The 19,229-nt window shown below is 69.7% G+C and carries 20 protein-coding genes; 5 read left to right on the top strand and 15 right to left on the bottom strand.

The annotated features are described in order from the left end of the window. Nucleotides 1-29 precede the first annotated feature (29 nt). Nucleotides 30-1,187, top strand: a complete 1,158-nt coding sequence (locus ACYVF6_RS32480) for a TolB family protein (protein ID WP_460526695.1) — start codon at nucleotides 30-32, stop codon at nucleotides 1,185-1,187. A 9-nt stretch (nucleotides 1,188-1,196) separates the two neighbouring features. On the opposite strand, the gene ACYVF6_RS32475 is transcribed toward ACYVF6_RS32480, so the two are convergent. Beyond that, nucleotides 1,197-2,501, bottom strand: a complete 1,305-nt coding sequence (locus ACYVF6_RS32475; RefSeq protein WP_460526693.1) for a D-arabinono-1,4-lactone oxidase — start codon at nucleotides 2,499-2,501, stop codon at nucleotides 1,197-1,199. 46 nt (nucleotides 2,502-2,547) lie between these two features. Between ACYVF6_RS32475 and ACYVF6_RS32470 the strand changes: the two genes are divergently transcribed. Both ACYVF6_RS32470 and fxlM read left to right on the top strand, forming a co-directional pair. Beyond that, nucleotides 2,548-3,723 carry an amino acid deaminase/aldolase gene (locus ACYVF6_RS32470; protein ID WP_460526691.1) on the top strand — a complete coding sequence of 392 codons (1,176 nt, stop codon included), beginning with the start codon at nucleotides 2,548-2,550 and terminating at the stop codon, nucleotides 3,721-3,723. 228 nt (nucleotides 3,724-3,951) lie between these two features. Further along, nucleotides 3,952-5,187, top strand: a complete 1,236-nt coding sequence (gene fxlM / locus ACYVF6_RS32465; protein WP_460526689.1) for a methyltransferase, FxLD system — start codon at nucleotides 3,952-3,954, stop codon at nucleotides 5,185-5,187. Here fxlM and ACYVF6_RS32460 read toward each other — a convergent pair. Continuing rightward, a complete protein-coding gene (locus ACYVF6_RS32460; protein WP_460526687.1) occupies nucleotides 5,174-5,830 on the bottom strand; it encodes a TetR/AcrR family transcriptional regulator in 657 nt (218 codons plus the stop codon). The two genes, fxlM and ACYVF6_RS32460, sit on opposite strands and share 14 nt — an antisense overlap. A 20-nt stretch (nucleotides 5,831-5,850) precedes the next feature. Here ACYVF6_RS32460 and ACYVF6_RS32455 point away from each other — a divergent pair, with 20 nt between their 5' ends. Together ACYVF6_RS32455 and ACYVF6_RS32450 are read left to right on the top strand one after the other, a co-directional pair. After that, nucleotides 5,851-6,696 carry a class I SAM-dependent methyltransferase gene (locus ACYVF6_RS32455; RefSeq protein WP_460526685.1) on the top strand — a complete coding sequence of 282 codons (846 nt, stop codon included), beginning with the start codon at nucleotides 5,851-5,853 and terminating at the stop codon, nucleotides 6,694-6,696. Between the two features lie 67 nt (nucleotides 6,697-6,763). After that, nucleotides 6,764-7,342, top strand: coding sequence for a dihydrofolate reductase family protein (locus tag ACYVF6_RS32450; protein WP_460526683.1), 579 nt, complete (start codon nucleotides 6,764-6,766; stop codon nucleotides 7,340-7,342). A gap of 23 nt (nucleotides 7,343-7,365) precedes the next feature. Here ACYVF6_RS32450 and ACYVF6_RS32445 read toward each other — a convergent pair whose 3' ends face one another. The 13 genes from ACYVF6_RS32445 to ACYVF6_RS32385 all read right to left on the bottom strand — a co-directional run bounded on the left by ACYVF6_RS32445 (nucleotide 7,366) and on the right by ACYVF6_RS32385 (nucleotide 19,221). After that, nucleotides 7,366-8,145 carry a P-loop NTPase gene (locus ACYVF6_RS32445; RefSeq protein ID WP_460526681.1) on the bottom strand — a complete coding sequence of 260 codons (780 nt, stop codon included), beginning with the start codon at nucleotides 8,143-8,145 and terminating at the stop codon, nucleotides 7,366-7,368. Next, the gene (locus ACYVF6_RS32440; RefSeq protein WP_460526679.1) at nucleotides 8,145-9,695 is read right to left on the bottom strand and encodes a spermidine synthase; all 1,551 of its coding nucleotides are present in this window, start codon (nucleotides 9,693-9,695) and stop codon (nucleotides 8,145-8,147) included. Before ACYVF6_RS32440 ends, ACYVF6_RS32445 begins: the two co-directional genes overlap by 1 nt. A gap of 12 nt (nucleotides 9,696-9,707) precedes the next feature. Next, entirely contained in the window at nucleotides 9,708-10,130 is a 423-nt protein-coding gene (locus tag ACYVF6_RS32435; protein ID WP_460526677.1) for a DUF350 domain-containing protein, read from the bottom strand. Further along, on the bottom strand, nucleotides 10,127-10,954 hold the full coding sequence (locus tag ACYVF6_RS32430) for a hypothetical protein (RefSeq protein ID WP_460526675.1): 828 nt from the start codon (nucleotides 10,952-10,954) through the stop codon (nucleotides 10,127-10,129). Before ACYVF6_RS32430 ends, ACYVF6_RS32435 begins: the two co-directional genes overlap by 4 nt. After that, complete coding sequence (locus ACYVF6_RS32425; protein ID WP_460526674.1) at nucleotides 10,951-11,370, bottom strand: DUF4247 domain-containing protein; 420 nt, start codon at nucleotides 11,368-11,370, stop codon at nucleotides 10,951-10,953. Before ACYVF6_RS32425 ends, ACYVF6_RS32430 begins: the two co-directional genes overlap by 4 nt. Beyond that, nucleotides 11,367-11,870, bottom strand: a complete 504-nt coding sequence (locus ACYVF6_RS32420) for a DUF2617 family protein (protein WP_460526672.1) — start codon at nucleotides 11,868-11,870, stop codon at nucleotides 11,367-11,369. Before ACYVF6_RS32420 ends, ACYVF6_RS32425 begins: the two co-directional genes overlap by 4 nt. A gap of 4 nt (nucleotides 11,871-11,874) precedes the next feature. After that, nucleotides 11,875-12,516 carry a DUF4178 domain-containing protein gene (locus ACYVF6_RS32415; RefSeq protein WP_460526670.1) on the bottom strand — a complete coding sequence of 214 codons (642 nt, stop codon included), beginning with the start codon at nucleotides 12,514-12,516 and terminating at the stop codon, nucleotides 11,875-11,877. A 114-nt stretch (nucleotides 12,517-12,630) separates the two neighbouring features. Further along, the gene (locus ACYVF6_RS32410; RefSeq protein WP_460526668.1) at nucleotides 12,631-15,735 is read right to left on the bottom strand and encodes a glycoside hydrolase family 2 TIM barrel-domain containing protein; all 3,105 of its coding nucleotides are present in this window, start codon (nucleotides 15,733-15,735) and stop codon (nucleotides 12,631-12,633) included. A gap of 67 nt (nucleotides 15,736-15,802) precedes the next feature. Continuing rightward, a complete protein-coding gene (locus tag ACYVF6_RS32405; protein ID WP_460526666.1) occupies nucleotides 15,803-16,582 on the bottom strand; it encodes a GNAT family N-acetyltransferase in 780 nt (259 codons plus the stop codon). Nucleotide 16,583: 1 nt separating this feature from the next. Further along, nucleotides 16,584-17,153, bottom strand: coding sequence for a hypothetical protein (locus ACYVF6_RS32400; protein WP_460526664.1), 570 nt, complete (start codon nucleotides 17,151-17,153; stop codon nucleotides 16,584-16,586). A gap of 25 nt (nucleotides 17,154-17,178) precedes the next feature. Beyond that, entirely contained in the window at nucleotides 17,179-18,048 is an 870-nt protein-coding gene (locus tag ACYVF6_RS32395) for a DUF6585 family protein (RefSeq protein ID WP_460526661.1), read from the bottom strand. A gap of 92 nt (nucleotides 18,049-18,140) precedes the next feature. Next, nucleotides 18,141-18,926 carry a TetR family transcriptional regulator gene (locus tag ACYVF6_RS32390; protein WP_460526659.1) on the bottom strand — a complete coding sequence of 262 codons (786 nt, stop codon included), beginning with the start codon at nucleotides 18,924-18,926 and terminating at the stop codon, nucleotides 18,141-18,143. Nucleotides 18,927-18,930: 4 nt separating this feature from the next. Further along, a complete protein-coding gene (locus ACYVF6_RS32385) occupies nucleotides 18,931-19,221 on the bottom strand; it encodes a nuclear transport factor 2-like protein (protein ID WP_460526657.1) in 291 nt (96 codons plus the stop codon). Nucleotides 19,222-19,229: the final 8 nt, after the last annotated feature.

Here is a 19,229-nt window from a genome sequence, read left to right as displayed (position 1 = left end):
CTTCGCCTGGAGGCGGACACGTAGGCGGCATGAGCAGATCTCTCGTCACAGCACTTGCCGTTCTTACGGCGATGACCGTTCTCACACCTGCCGCCGAAGCGTCGCGGCCCTGGCCTGCCCTGCCGGAGACTGGAGCCGGCCGCCCGACCATCACCCGGCTCACCGACGGCGACGGGGAGTCCCACAGCCCCGAGGTCTCCGACGACGGCCGGGTGATCGCCTACATCGCGCAGGACCCGGCCGGACGCCCCCGGCTCGGCGTCTGGCAGGCCGGCGACCGGGGCGGATCGGTGACGGTCGGCCCGCGGATCTACGACCTCGGCGCGCTGTCGGGTAACGGCCGGTTCGTCACCTACACCAGCCGGGACCAGGCGAGTGGGCACCTTCAGGTGTTCCGGCGCGACCTGGCGACGACCCGCTCTGTGCAGCTGACCCGTGGGAACGGCGACTCCCTCGCCCGGTCGATCACCGACGATGGTGCTGTCGTCGCGTTCATGTCGAGCGCCACGAACCTCACGCGCGAGCCGGCCGGACCCGGCTGGCACAGCTTCGTCTGGTCGGCGAACGAGCAGCGGATCAGCGCGGTGGGCCCGGCAGGCATCGAGACGGCCAACCCCACGATCGCCGGCAGCGGTCGGCGGATCGCGCTGCTCGGCGTGTTCGGCGAAGGTACGGCCGCCAGGACGGACGTCCTCCTCTGGGATCGGCGGACCGGCCACACCCGCCGGGTGACCCGCGGCAACGCCGACTCGTCGTACCTGCGGATCTCCGACGACGGCAGCCGGCTCGCGTTCTCCTCACTCGCCACCGACCTGACCCCTGAACCAGATCGGCATCCAGGCTTCTGGGACCTGTTCACCTGGGACCTCGCCACCGGCTCCACGACGCGGGTGACCGACGGGGACGAACGCACTTACGCCACCGGGATGTCGGACAGTGGACGGCTCGTGTCGTTCGACTCCATGGCGACCAACCTGGTCGAGCCCGACGAGCCGGCGACCGCCGACGCCTTCGTCTACAGCACGTCGACCGGGCGGCTCCGACGCGTGCTCACCTGCCCGAAGGGGAGCTGCATGGATCCCACCCTCACTGGTACGGGAAATGTCCTGATCATGTCGTCGGACTCTCCGGAGATCACACCCGGAGACGACAACGACCGGACCGACATCTTCCGGGTCGCCTACTGACGCCGGCGCTCAGCCGAGTACGCGGTCGAGGTAGGCGTTGGAGAACACGCGGCTCGGGTCGGTCTCGTCGCGGACGCGGAGGAAGTCGCCGAAACGGGGGTAGAGCTCGCGGAGGTCGTCGGCCGTGCGGTGGTGGAGCTTGCCCCAGTGCGGCCTGCCGCCCACAGCGGAGGCGATCTGCTCGACCGCCTCGAAGTACGGCTCGTACGGCAGCTTCTCGTACTGGTGCACGGCGACGTACGCCGACTCGCGGCCGTGCGCGGTCGACAGCCACAGGTCGTCGGCGGCGGCGAAGCGGACCTCGATCGGGAACGCGATTCGCTCGCTGCTGTGGTCGATCCAGTCCTCGATCTCCTTCAGCACGTCGGGCAGGGCCGCGCGCGGGATGGCGTACTCCATCTCGCGGAACACGACCCGGCGCGGCGACACGAAGACCCGATGCGAACGGTCGACGAACTCGCGTGCGCTGAGCGCCCGGGACGCCACCCGATTCGCCACCGGCGCCAGCTTCGGCGCGATCGCCAACAGGCGGTTGACGGCGCCGAACACGCCGTTGCTGAGCAGCTCGTCGTCGATCCAGCCGCTGATTCGCCCGACCGGGCGCAGCGGGGTCCCGCCAGGCACGCGGTTGTTCTGCTTGGTCGACGTGCGGTCGGTGTACGGAAACCAGTAGAACTCGAAGTGCTCGTTGCCCTCCACCAGCTCGTCCAGCCCGGCGAGAACGTCGGGCAACGGCATCGGCCCTTCGACCGCCCGCAGCGCGAAAGCGGGCTCGCAGCGCAACGTCACGGCCGTCAGGACACCGATCGCGCCGAGACCGAGCCGGGCCGCGGCGAACAGGTCCGGGCGTTCGGACTCCGAGCAGTAGACCTGCGTGCCGTCGGCCGTGACGAGCTGCAGCGCCGAGACCTGGGTCGCCAGACCGCCGAACGTCAGACCGGTGCCGTGGGTGCCCGTGGAGATCGCCCCGGCCAGCGTCTGGCGGTCGATGTCGCCGAGGTTGCGCATCGCGAGGCCGGCGCCGTCGAGCAGGCGGTTGACCTCGTGCAACGGCGTGCCCGCACCGAACGTCACCAGCCCCGCCTCGGCGTCGACGTGGTGGAGCCCGGTCAGGTTGTCGAGCCGCAGCAGGACGCCGTCGGTGACGGCGATCGGCGTGAACGAGTGCCCCGAGCCGACGGCCTTCACCCGCAGGCCCTCCCGGACCGCGCCCGCGACGAGCTCGCTGACCTCGTCGCTGTCGTAGGGGAGCTCCACGCGCCGCGGCGAGGCCGAGGCCGTGCCCGCCCAGTTGCGCCACTTCGCAGCATTCACGGGTACAGCATGCCTTTCCGGGCACTCGTGCGTCATGCTCTTGACCATGACGTCGTCTGATCTGTACGGCCGCTACAACCAGGCGACCGCCGACCTCGACCCGCCGTTCGCGATCGTGGACCTGGAGGCGTTCGACGCCAACGCCGCCGATCTGGAACGGCGCGCGGGCGGGCTGCCGATCCGGGTGGCCACCAAGTCGGTACGCGTGCCCGACCTCATCCGTCGGGTCGTCGACCGGCCGGGCTTCCAGGGCCTGCTGGCCTACTCGCTCGCCGAGGCGCTCTGGCTCACCGGTCAGGGCTTCGACGACCTCGTGGTGGCCTATCCGACTGTCGACCGGGCGGCGCTGCGGGCACTGGCCGCCTCCGAGGCCGGTACGGCCGCGATCGCGCTGATGGTCGACGACGTGGCGCACCTGGATCTGATCGACGCGGTCTGCGGCCCGGCCGCCGGTCGTCCGGAGATCCGCGTCTGCGTCGACATCGACACCTCCTGGCGTCCGCTGGGCGCGATCGCCGGCGCGCGGAGATCACCGGTACGCACCGCAGACGACGCGCTCGCGCTGGGCCGGGAGATCGTGGCGCGGCCGGGCTTCCGGCTCGCCGGCATGATGACGTACGAGGCGCAGATCGCGGGCCAGATCGACAGCGGCCCGGCGATCACGCTGATGAAACGCCGCTCGGCCCGCGACATCGACGACCGCCGGCGGGCGATCGTCCACGCCCTGCAGGAGCTCGCGCCGCTCGAGCTGGTCAACGCCGGCGGCACCGGCAGCCTCGAGGTGAGCGCCGCGGGCTTCGGCGTGACCGAGCTGACCGCGGGTTCGGGGCTTTACGGGCCAGGCCTGTTCGACCACTACAACGACTTCACGCCACGCCCGGCGGCGTTGTTCGCGCTGTCGGTCGTACGCCGTCCAGGGCCGGATGTGGTGACGCTGGGAATGGGCGGCTGGATCGCGTCCGGACCGCCTGGGCGGAACCGGCTCCCGGTGCCGTACCTCCCCGCTGGACTCAAGCTGACGCAGCTGGAAGCCGCCGGCGAAGTGCAGACACCGCTGCTCGGCGAGCCGGCCGGACGGTTGCGGATCGGCGATCGCGTGTGGTTCAGACACGCCAAAGCCGGCGAGTTGTGCGAACACGTCAACCAGGTCCAGCTGGTCGACGTTGAAGAGCTCGCCGGCTCGGCACCGACATATCGCGGCCTGGGCCAAGCCTTCGGCTGAACCCTGGTGGACGCCTGCCTCAGAAGGCGTGCGGCGAAAAAAGGTACGAGATGTACCCCGCGACCGCCAGCACGCTAATCACGGCGAACGCGCCCAGGACCAAGGGCCAATTGAATCGTCCGGTCATCGTTCCACCTCCCCGTAGCGTCTAATTTTACCCTCTCTTCGCATGACGACGTCTACTTGGTTTTGGTTGCACTCCCGTTCCACTGTGCGAGACTGCCTGCTATGTCGGACTCGTCGGAGCGGCTTCGGGCTTCCATGATCGACGACCTCCGGCGGCGTGGGCTGATGATCAGTCCATCGGTGGACGCCGCACTGCGATCCGTGCCCCGGCACGCGTTCCTGCCCGAGTCCACACCCGAGCAGGCCTACGCCGACCAGCCTGTCGTCACCAAATGGGCCGACGGAGTACCGGTCAGTTCCGCATCCCAGCCGGCGATCGTCGCGCACATGCTCCAGCAGCTCGACGTGGCTCCAGGCCAACGGGTGCTGGAGATCGGCGCCGGCACGGGCTACAACGCCGCGTTGTTGTCGCAGCTGGTCGGCCCGTCGGGCACGGTCACGACCGTCGACATCGCGTCGGACGTCACCGAACGGGCGCGCGATGCCCTTGTCTCATTGGGTTTCGACAACGTCCACGTGGTGTGCGGCGACGGCGGGCTGGGCTACGCGCCGGACGCGCCGTACGACCGCGTGATCGTGACCGTCGGCGCGTGGGACCTACCGGCGGCGTGGTTCGCGCAACTGAGCTCGGGCGGCAGGCTCGTTGTCCCGTTGGGACTTCGCGGCCCGCAGCGGTCGATCGCGTTCGAATACTCCGGCGGTTGCTGGAGCAGCCGTTCGATCGTCGACTGCGGTTTCATGGCGATGCAGGGCGAGTTCGCCAGCCCTGGAAGGCTTGTGCGCCTCGGCCCGGACGCCGAGCTCACGATCTCCGTCGACGACGGCCGGTCCGTCGATGCCGCGGGGCTCTATGCCTCGTTGCGCGGCGATCCCGTGCTGGTCGAGACCGACGTGACGGCGACGGCCGACCTGCTGTCGGCCAGCCAGTGCCTGTGGGTGGCGCTGACCGAGCCCGACGCGTGCTGGCTCACCGCGTCGGCGGCCGCGATCGGGGCGGGTCTGATCGACCCGCCGATGGACCTGTTCGGCGACGGGCGAGCGGGCATGGCGCTGGTACGAGACGACAGCCTGGCGCTGGCCGTCCGCCATGGCGGAGGCGTCGGGTCCGGGCGAAACGGGCGCGAGCGTTATCGCCTGGACGTCGAGGGCTACGGCAGCCGGGCCGGCGAGCTGGCGGCGCGGATGGCGCGGTCGTTGCGCGACTGGGATGCCTACGGCAAGCCGGACACGTCGCGGCTGCGGGTCGAGGTGCACCCGCCGAACGCCCACGACGAGGCGCTGGCCGGCAAGTACCTCCTCGGCAAGCACTCCTGCCGGCTGGCGATCACCTGGACGTGACCACGACGCCGCCGATGACGGCGGCGACCATCTTCTCCACGGCCGCGGGTTCGGGCGGGTCGCCGGTGCGGTCGGCGAACAGCAGGTGCGCGGCGCCGATGAGCGTACGGGCGAGCGTGTCGACGTCGGCATCGGCGCGGACGCGCTCGAGCTGGCGTTCGGCGTCGAGGTAGAAGGCGACCATCGTCGCTGCTTCCTTGAGGATCGGGATGCCGGTCGGCCAGGTCTCCCGCAGGCGGGCGCGGAGCTCGTCGCGAAACGTCACCAGCGGCACGATCGCGGTCGTGACCGACGAGCTGAACACCGTCGTCAGCGCGTCGGCGAGATTGCCGGCGACGGTGCCGGTGCCGGCGATCGCGCTGAGAGCCGCCGCCTGCGCGTCCATCCAGTAGATCCGGTCGCGTACGAACTCGGCGAGGAACGCGTCGAAGTCGTCGAAGTGCCGGTGCAGCACGCCTTTCGCGACGCCGGCCTCGTCGGTGACGGCCCGGCTGGTCAGGCCGCTCGGTCCGGCGCGGAGCAGGACGCGTTCGGCAGCCTCGAACAGCTGCTGGCGGACATCGCGGATCGCAATGCCGGTCGGCGCCACCGCACTGCTCCCTTCGGCTTCCCTCGTCCAGCCCAACCTTGCCAGAGTGGGCATGCGCCCATTAAAGTGGGCACATGCCCACTCTACCCTCGAAACCAGCGAAGACACCGGAAACGCCCGAGACCCAGCCGCACCGGCTGCGGCAGGCGGCGGAGTCGTTCGGCGTGGACGCCGAACGCTACGACCGCACCCGGCAGCCGTACCCCACCGCGCTGATCGAGCAGATCGTCGCCGCCGCCCCGGGCCGGAACGTGCTCGACGTCGGATGCGGCACCGGCATCGCGGCCAGGCAGCTCCAGGCGGCCGGCTGCACCGTGCTCGGCGTCGAGCCCGACGCCCGGATGGCGGAGTTCGCCCGCGAACGGGGTCTCGAGGTCGAGGTGTCGAACATCGAGGCCTGGGAGCCGGCGGGCCGGCAGTTCGACGCGGTGATCGCTGCCACCGCCTGGCACTGGATCGACCCGAAGGCGGGCGCGGCCAAGGTGGCCTCGGTGCTGCGGCCCGCGGGGGTGTTCGCGGCGTTCTGGCACACGTGGCAGCTCCCGCCGAAGGTGGCGGAGGCCCTCGTCGCCGCCTGCCTGCGCGTGCTCCCGGACTCGCCGTTCAACTTCGGCGGCATGGCGAACATGCTGGACATCTACCAGCCGTTCCTCGACAAGACAGCGGACGGGATCAGGGAACAAGGCGGGTTCGCCGAGCCGGAGCAGTGGCGGTACGACTGGGAACGCGCCTACACCCGCGAGGAATGGCTCGACCAGCTGCCGACGTCCGGCGCCTTCACCCGGCTTCCCGGCGACAAGCTCACCGAGATCGCCAACGACGTCGGCGCCGCCATCGACACGATCGGCGGCAGCTTCACCATGCCGTACACAACGGTCATGGTCACCGCCGAGCGGACCAGCCCGGTCCGGCGCGGTTAGCGATGAGTTTCGCAGTGGTATCGGGTCTATGCCTGCACACGGATCAACCGTCCTTCAGGAGCGCAGCATGACCGTTACCTACACCTTCGACGTCTTCTCGAGCCTCGACGGCTTCGGCACCGCCTCCGGCGACTGGACCGGATACTGGGGCAAGCAGGGCCCCGAACTGCTCGACCACCGCTTCGCCCTGTACGAGCACGAGCAGCGGATGGTGTTCGGAGCCAACACGTACCGGGCGTTCGCGCAGATGCTGGCCTCGAGCACCGAGGAGTCCGAGGTCCGTGACCCGTGGGTCACCCGGATGGTGAACCTGCCGGCCACGGTGGTGTCGACCACGCTGCGGGGCCCGCTCGACTGGCCGGACGCGACCGTCGCGAGCGGCGATGCCGTCGAGGTCGTCGCGCGGTTGAAGGAGGAGTCCGACGTGCCGTTGCGGTCACACGGCAGCCTGTCGATGAACCGCGCGCTGATGGCCGCCGGCCTGGTCGATCGCGTCCAGGTGACGGTCTTCCCCGTGATGACCGGCCAGACCGGCACGGAGCCGGTCTTCCAGGGCGCGGCCGACTTCGACCTCGAGCTGATCGAGACCCGGACGCTCGATGGCCGCACGCAGGAGCTCATCTACCGGCCCACCCTGCACCCCTGAGCCGAGCCGACCCCTTAACGGCGTCAGAGCAGGATCGACTTGATCCGGTCGGCCAGGCCGGTGAGCGCGGTCGCCGTCTCCGAGCCAGGTGCTGCTTCCACCAGCGGCACCCGGCTCGAGCCCTGGCCGTCCATGGGCTGGAACGGGATCGCGGCCAGGCGGCCGAGGCCCTGGCCCCAGATGGAGTACTCGTCGGGTACTTCCTCGAACAGGTGCAGCCGGTGCCCGCACGACGGGCAGGCCAGCCCGGTCATGTTCTCGACGCCGCCGAGGATCGAGATCGAACGGCGGCGGAGCATCGAGACCAGCTTGCGCGCGTCCAGGTGGGCGGCGTACTGCGGTGTCACGATCACCACGGCCCGGGCTCCCGGCAGCAGGCCGAAGATGTCCTGTTGCAGGTCGCCGGTGCCCGGCGGGACGTCCACCAGCAGCACGTCGACGTCGCCCCAGGCCACGTCGACGACCAGCCGGCGCAGCAGCAGTTGCACCAGCGGCGACGACCAGTCGAGCGCCTGGTCTTCCGACACGAGGAACTGCGGCGACATGATCTTCACGCCGTCGCGCTCGACCGGCTCGACGTCCGGCTGGTCCGCCTGCCACAACGTGATCGAGCGGGCTTCCTGCCGCCGGGTGAGGCCGAGCATCGCCGGAATGTCCGGACCGTAGACGTCGGCGTCGACCAGGCCGACCCGGACGCCGGCGGCGGCCAGCGCCACGGCGACGTTCAGCGTCACCGTGCTCTTGCCGACGCCGCCCTTGCCGCTGGCGAAGACGATCGTCGGCACACCCTCAGCAACTGCCATCAGTAGTTCCGCCATTCGCCGTTCTCGTAGTCCAGGATGCGCGGCCGGATCAGCGTCGACGGCTGAACGTCCACTCGCTGCCGGTCCCGCCCGAACGCGGTCGCGGCCGCGAGCACCGACCGGTCGAGAAAACGCAGCCGGGGTACGTCGCCGGCCAGCGACAGCTGGGGCGGGGGACCGGAAGCAGATGCGAGCACGAACCCCCAGTCACCGAAGCTCGGAACGTCCACGTGGTAAGCCGTCGTGCCGAACCCCGCCTCTCGCATCGAGCGCTCGACACACCAGTACGACTTCGGCGCGAAGTACGGCGACCCGGCCTGCACCACCGTTCGCGCACCTGGCGCCAGCACGTTGCGTACCAGCGTGTAGAACTCGACGGAGTAGAGCTTCGCCGTCGCCACGTCATCCGGGTCGGGCATGTCGACGATCACGACGTCGTACCGCGACTGCGCCTTCCGCAGCCAGCTGAACGCGTCGGCGTCGACCACCGACACCCGCGGATCCGCGAACGCTCCGTCGTTCAACGAGGCAACCGGCTGGTACGTCCGCGCCAGCCGGATCATCGCCGGGTCCAGCTCCACCAGCGTCACGTTCGACACGTCCGGATAGCGCAGCACCTCGCGCAGGGCCAGCCCGTCGCCGCCGCCGAGGATCAGCACGTTGCGATGCCGCCCGGTCATCGCCGGATGCACCAGCGACTCGTGATAGCGGTACTCGTCGACCGACGAGAACTGCAGATCCCCTTGCAGGAAAAGCCGAACGTCCGACCGGCCGCTCAACGACACCGAGCGGGTGACCACGATCTCCTGGTACGGCGTACGTTCGGCGTGCACGATCGGGTCGTCGTACAGCGCCTGCCGGGCCGTGAGCTCCATGCTGTCGGCCAGGACGTACGCCACGCCGAGGACGAGGAGTACGACGGCCATGCCCGTCCACAGCCCGACCCGCACCAGCCGCCGCAGCTGCCGCCGGAACAGCCACAGCACCACCGCGATGCCGGCCACGGCGTTGACCACGCCCACCACCAGCGCGCCCTTGATCTGGCCGAAAACAGGCAACAGCAGAAAGGGAAACGCCAGCCCGCCGATCAGCGCGCCGACGTAGTCGGCCGCGAACATGTCGGCGACCGCGTGCCCCGGATCCTGCTTGCGGATGCCCTGCAGCAGCGTCATCAGCAGCGGGATCTCCGACCCGATCAGCACGCCGATGACGAACGCGATGACGATCAGCGGCACGGTGTAGAGGTCGAGCCAGGCGAACGCGGCGTACAGCGCGAGCACCGACAGCCCGCCGATCAGCGCCAGCATGCCCTCGACCATCGCGAACGACGCGATCGCCCGCCGCTGCAGGCGTTTGGCGGCGATCGAGCCGACGCCCATCGCGAACACCATGACCGACAAGACGATCGCGGCCTGCGTGACGGAGTTGCCGATGAGGTAGCTGCCGAGCGCCATCAGCGCCAGCTCGTACACCAGACCGCAAGCCGCGCAGACGAAGACCGCCAGCAGGACGAGGAACCTGGCCAGGCGCGGAGGCAGGGAAAGCTTCACGAGGCGGTACGACTACGAGATGGCCGCGGCCACGATCCCCGCGATCGAGAGGTAGGCCGCCGCGACGACCCATGCTGCTGGGTGCGTCTGTGTCTCCACGACCGTGTCGCCGAGCTTCCCGGGTGTCACGAGGTCGATGACGAGGAACGCCAGGCCCATCAGCAGGATGCCGATCAGCCCGTAGATCAGCGTGCTCGCCAGGCCGGTGCCGAACCCGCCTTCGCTGGACAGGATCGCGGTCGCCACGATCAGGCCGACGCCGAGCAGCTGCGCGCCGAGCACCGCGGCCGCGCCGACGTTACGGTCGGTCCAGATCAGCTTGCTGAGCTTGCCCGGCGTGAGCAGGTCGACCAGGACGAACCCCAGCCCCATCAACGCGATACCGACGACGCCGTACGCCAGCCCGATGCCGGCCTCCTGCAGGATGTCGATCATTGCGAGCCCATTCCTTGGTCGGTCCCTTGGTCGTTGCCCTGTGGGGGTTGTTGAGTCTGTTGAGGACGGGGTGGCGATTCAGGCTGCTGCGGCGGCTGGCCCAGCAGCTCCTCCAGCTCCTCCTGCTCCTCCCGCGACTTCCTGCGGCCGCGGATCAGCCCGACGATCACCCACACCAGCCCACCGCCGAGCAGGATGATCGCCAGCACGAGCCACAGCCACTGCACGTCGAACGTGCGCTCCACGGTGTTGCCGCCGGTGTTCTGCTGTCCTTCCGGCACGGGCACGGCGGGCGCCTGGCCCTTCTCCGCTACGAGGACCGGGAGCAGGCCGACGGCGTTGGAGACCGCGACGTTCGGCTCGTCCAGCAGCTCGTCGGCGTCGATACCGGCGTTGGTCAGGTCGGACTTGCCGAGTGTGACGCCACCCGTGGGCTGGATGTCGTACGTCACCGACGTGAACTCCTCCTCGACGGAGTCGTAGCTGTAGTCGACGACGAGCTCGACGGACTTCGAACAGTCCCGGTGGTCCGACACCGGGCTGCCAGGCCCGAAGTTGGATCCGGTCTCGGCATCGTCGAACCGCCAGCCGTAACAGATCTGCTGCGCTTCGTACGCTGCCGCCAACCGGTCGGACAGCGCCTGCGCCTCGGTCCGGGTCAGCACTGGCGGGTCGGAGGAGAAGCTGGTGCCGGAGTAGGTGCCTGAGCTGCTCGACGCGTCGTAGCTGTCACTCGAGCCGTCGCACTGGCTGAGCAGGAAGCCCCCGCCGATCACGGCGGCGACGACGAGCCAGACTGCGGTCTTGGACCCGCCCTCGCTCATTTGCCACTCCCTGGACCGCCGCCACGAAACAGTGTGCTGCGCCCGCCCGGACCGCCCCAGCGGCCGCCGATGAAGGGGTACCAGGCGGCGTATCCGCGTTGGGAGTCATTGATCTCGATCCGGCTGCCGGTGCCGGACGGCGTGATCGCCACCATGTCGTCGGAGTAGCGCAGGAACACACCGGCCGGGTCGAACGCCTGGTCGGAGGGCTTGTGCGCCTTCGAGATCTCGTTGGCGACCAGCGTCGGCGCCTTGGCCGACTGGTAGACGGCGTGGGTGCCGGCCGCGGCGCCGATCGGGGAGTAGTGGGACCGAAGGTACGAACGCGGCGAGCTCGGCCAGCTGGTGAGCACCAGCACGAGCACCAGGGCGCCGATGCCGGCGAGGATTCCGCCGCCGACGAGGTGCGGTTTCATGCCGGCTCCAGAACGGTCTGTGTCATGACGATCTCCGCCGTCTGCGGATAGGTGTGCCAGGTGGACCAGGTGACCCGAGAGCCGTCGCCAGCGGGCAACACGTCGGCCGACAGCACGGTCATGGCTTCCGGCGAACCGGGGAAGACGCCGCCGAGCGCGTTGGGCAGGTCGGCGAACCGCTCTCGCAGCAGCTTCACCTGCTGGCTGAACTCGCGTGGCGCCGGCCGGGAGACCTCGGCGGTGAAGCGGTACGACCAGCCCTCGATCGCCTGCCCGTGCGTCCGCGGCAGCGGACCGGTGACGTCGGGCAGGCAGGCGACGGTCTCCCGGATCGCGCCGGCGAAGACCTGGTGCGACGCGCCGAGCAGCCTGAGCTCGACCTCGATGCCGGCCAGCCGGACCGTGCGGACGGCCAGCGGATGCAACGCGTCGCCACCGAGCACGAACCCCAGCGCGTTCGCCGTCGTGTCGACGTACGGCGTGCCGATCGTTACGAGCATGCCGTCAGCTTCCGGGATAGATCGTGAGCGCACCGTTGGGAACGCGTTCGCCCGTGCTGGCTTCCCAGCTGCCGCCGCCACCCTCGCCGAGGAACCGCTCGAACGCGAGATAGCGGTTGCCGGAGGCTTCGTAGTCGACGTACTCGACCCGTCCGGAAGGCGCGACGCCGGTGGTGCCCTCGCTGCGGTAGTCGGCCGTGCTGTGTTCGGTGCGGCGATACTCGACGCCCTCGAACGTGAGGGACTTCCGGTCGGGCAGCAGGTCGTCGGCGTCTCGCTCGCTCCACCAGACGACCTCGAGGTCGGGGTCCTCCTCGACGGAAATCCAGGTCTTCTGCCCGTCGGTGTCGGCGTCGAGAATGTGCTCGCTCCAGGTGAAGCCGCCCTCGCGCAGGCGCAACGAGCCGCGCACGAAGTACTGCCGGCCGAGGTATTCGACCATGTCGCCGGCCTTCAACGCCCGCGGGTCGCCGGCCGTCTCGCCGACCGAGGCGAACGGATCCTTCGGCCCGGCAGCCGGCTGCGGAGCGCTCGGCGAAACGCTTTCGCGGCCGCGCCTCGCCATCAGTAGCACGACGGCCACGACGAGTGCGAGCACGATGACGACAAGCACGACGAGAAGGACGACCAGTGCTGCGGATGCCATGCCTCAAAACCCCCTTGGTCACTGGCCACCAAGAGTGCCACAAACCGGAGAAGCCGCGGTACCCACCTGTGGACGGAGTCGTCCGGCGGGGACCGCGGCTTTGTCCGGTTGTGCTCAGCTGCGGTGGACGAGACCGGGGTCGTCGCCCGGGCGCAGGGGGATCAGCCGGTAGCGCAGGCGGTACGTCGTGCCGGACGGCAGTCGATAGCGCTCGAGCGTGTCTGGCCCGCAGCTCGCGCCGCCGAGGCCGCGCTGGCGTGCGTCGATCGCGAGGTACGTCACGTCGTCCGGCGTCAGGTCCACGGTGTGCCAGGCCGAGCCCAGCGCCTTGTCGGAGTAGTGCGAGGCCTTCGCCTCGACCACGTCCTCGGCGCTGACCAGCAGGCCGGCACCGTCTTCACGGCGGAGGGCGAGCCAGCGTACGTCGGTGTGGTTGCCGTGCTCCTGCGGCAGGATGTAGGGCACGTACTGGTCGGTGACGGTCGAACGCCAACGGCCCACCGGAGCGCCCAGCTTGCGGTCGATGTAGCTCTCGTGCGGCCCGCGTCCGAACCACTCCAGCTGCTCGAAGCCGGCCGGGACCCGCGCGACCACCCCCACCCGCGCCAGGTCGGTCAGGCCCTCGTCGATCTCGAACGCGTGGTCGGCCGCGATCACGCCGTCGGCGTACACCGACAAGCGCTCGGTGTGGGTGAGGCCCAGCTTCCTGCCCTCGGCGACGTAGCGCACCATCCGCGAGACCACGACCACGTTGGCCGACTCCGTGCGTACCGAGTCGGTCTGCGGCTCGGCGACCAGCCGGTCCAGGCCGGCGGCCTTCCAGCGGAAGTAGGCCTGGTTGGAGGTGTGCCAGGTGTCGTCGGACATCCGGATGCCGTCGTTGTCGGTGGGCGCGCGCCAGACGGTCGGCACCGGCCCGGCCGCGAGCAGGTCGACGCCATCGACCTTCCAGGCGGTCAGCGCGCCGTCGTCCTGGTTGACCGAGACCTCGACCCGGGAGTTGCCGATCGTCCACGTGTCGCCCGACTCGGAGGCCTGCAGCGTCTCGGAGATCTCGCGGACGGAGACGGCCGGACGCGGGCCGGCACCAAGCGCGAGCTGCACCCAGCCCACCTCGTGCCCGGCGCCGATCAGCGGCTGGTCGCTCGGGTCGACGAACCGCAACGTCACGTGCGCCTCCTCGCCCGGGCCGAGCAGCGGCCGGCTCCACGGCCGCGGCAGCAGGCTCGACTCGCCCGCCGGCGTGGAGAGCTGCGGCAGCGTGGTGGTCTCGATCACCCGGCCGTCGACGGCGACCTCCGCCGTCACGCGCAGGTGGGACAGGTCGCGGAAGTCGTACTTGTTGACCACGCGCAGGACGTCGCCCTCGAGCACGGCGTCGAACGGCTGGAAGATCCGCTTGGCCTCCCACATCGCGGTGTGCGGCGTACGGTCGGGCCAGAACAGTCCGTCGCAGACGAAGTTGCCGTCGTGGATCTCCTCGCCGAAGTCGCCGCCATAGCCCCAATACGTGCGTCCGTCCGGCGTCTCCTTGCGAATGCCGTGGTCGAGCATCTCCCAGATGAAGCCGCCCTGCAGGCCGTGGTGCGACTCGATCGCCTCCCAGTAGTCGGCGAGGTTGCCGCAGGAGTTGCCCATCGCGTGGGCGTACTCGCACATGATGAGCGGGCGCCAGTCGGTCGTGGTCTTCGCCCACTCGACGATCGAGTCGATCGACGGGTACATCGGGCAGACCAGGTCGGTCGAGGGGTGGCCGCCCTCCCACTGGTGGCCGCTGATCGCGCCTTCGTAGTGCAGGATCCGGCTCGGGTCGACGCGCCGCACCCAGCCGGCGGCGGCGTCGTGGTTGGCGCCGTAGCCCGACTCGTTGCCGAGCGACCACGCGATGATGCTCGGATGGTTGCGGTCGCGCAGCACCATCCGGCTCACCCGATCGACGAACGCGGCTTGGTAGCGCGGGTCGTCGCACAGCGTGGTGTAGTTGGCGTGCGACTCGATGTTGGCCTCGTCGATGACGTAGAGGCCGTACTCGTCGCAGAGATCGAGGAAGTACGGGTCGGGCGGGTAGTGCGAGGTCCGGACTGCGTTGACGTTGAACGCTTTCAGCACCTGCACGTCCTTGCGCATCAGGTCGCGCGGGACGGCGCTGCCGCGGGTCTCGTGGTGCTCGTGCCGGTTGACGCCGTGGAAGTAGACGGCCTTGCCGTTGACGAGCAGCTGCCGGTCGCGGATCTCCACCGTGCGGAAGCCGACCCGGGTGCGGGTGGCTTCGACCTCGTTGCCGTCGGGATCGCGCAGGCTCACGACCAGCGTGTAGAGCGTGGGCACCTCGGCCGACCAGGGGTGCACCTCCGGCAGCTGCGTGGTCAGGCGCTGCGGCGAGCCGGTCGTCGGCCCGGACAGTGTTTCGGTGAGCACGGTCTGGCCGTCGGAGTCGTACAGCGTCGCGGTGGTCGTCCAGCCGGACGCCTCGCCCTTGATGTCGGCTTCGACAGCGAGCGTGCCGGCGCCGGTCTTGTGGTCGTACCCCGCGGTCGCGGCGACGTCGGCGAGGTAGACCGGGCCGGTGGCGTAGAGGTAGACCGAGCGGTTGATGCCGGCCTGCCACCACTGGTCCTGGTCCTCGATGTAGCTGGCGTCCGACCACTGGATCACCTGGATGGCCAGCAGGTTGTCGCCGGGCTCGAGCGCGCTGGTGATGTCGTACTCGCTCGGCAGCCGCGAGTCCTTGCCGATGCCGACCGGGGTTCCGTTGACCCAGATCGTGCTCACTGACGTCGCGGCGCCGACGTGGAGGACGACGCGCCTGTCCTCCCAGTCGCCGGGGAGCGTGAAGCGCGTGCGGTAGAGGCCGGTGGGGTTGGTCTCCGGAACGTGCGGCGGGTCGTTCGGCGTAAAGGGCATCTTGACGTTGGTGTACTGCGGGTTGCCGAACCCCTGCATGGTGAAGTTGCCGGGCACGGCGACCCGATCCCAGCCGCCGTCGTAGGTCAGCGGGCCGACGGCCTCGGCGGGCATGTCCTCCGGACGGCTGTAGGCCTGGAAAGCCCAGTCACCGTTGAGATCGAGCTGCCTCGGGTTCTCGTCGAGGTGGGCTGCCTCGGTGGTGGGGTACGGGAGCAGCGTCGCCCGGCCGGGCAAGCGGTTGGCACCGGTGAAGTCCGGCGTCTCCCAGATCTTGAGGACGTCGGTCACGCTCGGCCCGGGCTGTGCTGACATCGTGTAACGCCTTTCTCCGCAGTGTTCTCCAGCACGGTACTAGGCGTAAATGTACGGCCGCCGCCCCCTAGCCAGGGGTGACGACGTAGGGGATCGAGCTGGCGATCTGGACCAGGCCGAGCCTGCGCAGGATCGGTGCGCTGTCGGGGGAGGCGTCGACGTGGAGGTAGCGGTAGCCGCGGTCGACCGCGACCTTGGCGCGGTACGCGACCAGCGCGCGGTAGATGCCCTTGCCGCGCCACTGCTCCAGCGTCGAGCCGCCCCACAAGCCGGCGAACTCGGTGCCGGGCGTGCCGCGCAGCCAGGCCGCGCTGACGACTTCGCCGTCGGCGCTTTCGGCGACGACGTTGACGATCGAGCTCTCCAGGCGCTTGAGCAGCCAGCTGTGGTCCTCGCCCCAGATGACGTCCTGGAACGCGACGATCCGCTCGAAGTCGGCGGGTTCGGCCACCTCGCGGATCGTCACGCCGTCGGGCAGTCGTACGTCCACGGCCTGCTTGGACGCCTCGCCGACGAGGATCGCCTCGACCTCCTCGGCCTGGAAGCCGGCCTTGGCCAGGCGGTCGGCGAGGTCGGCGGGCTCGTCGTAGTCGTAGTACTTCCACTCCGCCCGTACCCCGAGCGAGGTGAAGAAGGTGTACTGCTCGGCGATGAAGGCGTCGAGCGCCTCGCCGTCGAGGCCGCCGAGGTCGCGGTAGGTGAGAAACGCCTGGCCGGCGCCGTGCACGCGGACGACCGGCCCGACCTCCTCGACGACCGTACTCTCGCCGGGATCCGCGGGCTTCCGGCCGCGGACCTGGTCGTGGTAGGCCTGCCGGTAGGCGAGCGCCTGCTCGTCGAGCGCCATGTCAATGCCAGCTTTCGTGTCGGAGTACGCGTCCCACCAGGAACGCCGAGTCGGTGTGGGCTGGGTGCTCGAGAGTTCGGAGCAACGCCGAAGCATACGTCGGGGCACCGAACGACAGCGGCTCGTTCATCCAGGGCAGGCCCGCGGGGTCGTCGGCGGTGTGCGCCTTTTCGTACCACCGCGACTGATCGTACGGGCTGATCGGATGGCGGGACTGGTAGTAGACGCGGTAGGGCTCGAGGTGGTCGTAGCCGAGCTTGGCCGGCTCGTCGGTCGGTGCCCACTCGCGCTGCAGCAGGCCGCCGGAGACGATCGCGAGCTTCTCGACGATGGCGAGGTACCTGTAGCCCATCGGGATGTCGTCGTACAGCTGGCCGACCTCGGGCGAGCTCATGCCGGCGGCGACCCAGCCGCGGCCGAAGCCGCGGGCTTCGACGAACCACTGGGTGCTCGGCTCGGTGAGGTCGAAGGGATCGAGGCCGGCGGTCGGGGTGTCGTACTGGATGCCGGTGGGTGGGAGGGCCGGCAGGTGTTCGCGGGCCCAGGGCTCCGGGGTTGGGTCGTCGGCCATGGCAAGAGCGTAGGTTCCAGAGTTCCTACGCTGGCAGCTGGTCTGTCAGCGTTTCCGCGACGGCCGCCAGAACGAAGTCGTTCGGGATGAACCATGCGGGGTATCTAGCCACATTGTCGACGCCGAAGAAGCTGCGATTCATCCGCACGACGAGTTCGTCCCCCATGACGTAGACGCTCTCGATCCGGTCCCAGCGGGCCAGCCTGCTTCGTGTGTACCGAAGTCCGCGGTCGTTGACGGTGAACTCGCCGAACCGGACGCCCCGGCCGGCCCTGACGGCTGCGAGCGCACGGGGGACCTGGGTCGCGCGGACCCGGTCGACGATCGCTCCTCCCAGCTCCTGGATGTCGGCGACCTGCCAGTACGAGTGGTCGAGCGCGATGGTCGCGCCGCCCGGGCGCTTCACGGTGTAGGTGTGATGCGCGGGGTCGGTCGTACTGATCGAGTTGATCGGATGGAACTGGCGGAAGACCGACAGTTCGGTCCAGCGGAATGCCTGCGTTCGGTCGCGTCCGCTGCGCGTGAGCCCGCTGTGCACGAGCCCGAAGTCGAACAGGTACACGCGGCTGCCGGCCGGCATGATGGCCCCGATCGACCTGCCGGCCCGCACGGCCTTGGCGACCAGCCGGATCGCGGCGAAGAGAAGGAGCAGGGCGAAGAGAACGATCAGGGGGATGAGGCCGGAGGCACCGGCACCGATGGTGAGGAGATACGCCAGGCCGGCCGTGAAGGCGGCGACGTACACCAGGGCCCCGATCGTGACCCACGCCGGACCCCGGCGCCGTGCGGGGGCCGCGTCGTAGACCCGGAACGTGTGGCCCAGGTTGTGCTCGGCCGCTGCTGCCCGCACGGCCGGTGGAGCCGTGTCGAGCCCGTGACCCGGCCTGAGCTGCAAGGCGACACCCCTCCCTCCCCGCCGTTGCCTGCCGTCGACGGGCCGGCAACGAGCCCAGGCTACCGCTGTTCTGATGCCGCTCGCTTGGTCAGCTACGCGATGCCGACCGCGCCGCAGAATGCGTTGGTCATCGTTTCGATGACGGTGTCCCGGTCGGGCACGGCGACTCCCGCGTCGATCAGGCGCCTACGTACGAACATGTGCACGCCGACCGGCGCGATCAGTTGTGGCAACAGCAGTGGGAGCGGGAGGTCGCGGCATCGCCCGGCATCGATTTCGGAGGTCAACCAGCCACCGACGACTCCCACGATCCGCGGCACGGTCTGTTCGCCGGTGAACCGCATCACCAGGCCGCCCGGATTGGCAAGAACCTCCGCGCACAACGCCTCGACGACGCCGCTGTCGTCGGCGAGGGCGTCGAAGACAGCGGCGTAGACGGCTCGTACGCCGTTCTCGAACGAGGGGAAGGGGCGCCCGTCGGCCAGCACCTGCTCCACGACCGGCAGCGGTGTCGAGCGCTCGAAGACCGCGGCCAGCAACCCTTCGCGGCCGCCGAACTGTGCGTGTACCGAGGTCATCGCGCATTGGGCGCGGCGGGCGACCTCTTCGATGGTGAACGCGGCGATGCCCGCTTCCGCGATGAGCTCTGCCGCGGCGACGACCGCCCGATCCCGTACGCTCGGCCGGCGGCCGGGGTCCACGCCGGCCGCGCGCACCGCCACCTCGAGCGCATGGCGGCTGCGGATCCTGCGGAACATCGTCGAACGCGAAACACCGGCCCGCCGTGCGATCCGATCCAGCGAGAGGTCGGCGATGGGCTGCCCGCTGTGTTCGGCCTCGGCTATCGCCGCGTCCACGATCGCCTGGTCGATCGGCATCCCGTCATCCTAGGGTGTTCAGGGCCACTCCGAACTTCTCCGCGGCGAGCTCCGGGAAGGCTTGGAGGAAGATGGCAGGGTTCGTATAGCAGGTGATCGCGCCGATCATGCCGTCGAAGTAGGCCATCACCTCCGCCTGACCCTCCAGACGCTCGACTGGCCCGTGCGGAGGCGTCGTCGCGGGATTCGCGCCGAACGGTAGGTACATCACCGCTGCTTCGTGCAGTGTCGCGGCGACCATCGCGGAGTTCCGGGCAGTGAGTCCGTCGAAGAACCGTTCGACCACGTCCCGCATGAGTCCTC

The sequence above is a fragment of the Flindersiella endophytica genome (assembly GCF_054779015.1).
Note: the sequence above shows the minus strand (reverse complement) of the source record. Positions and strands in the feature narration are given on the sequence as shown.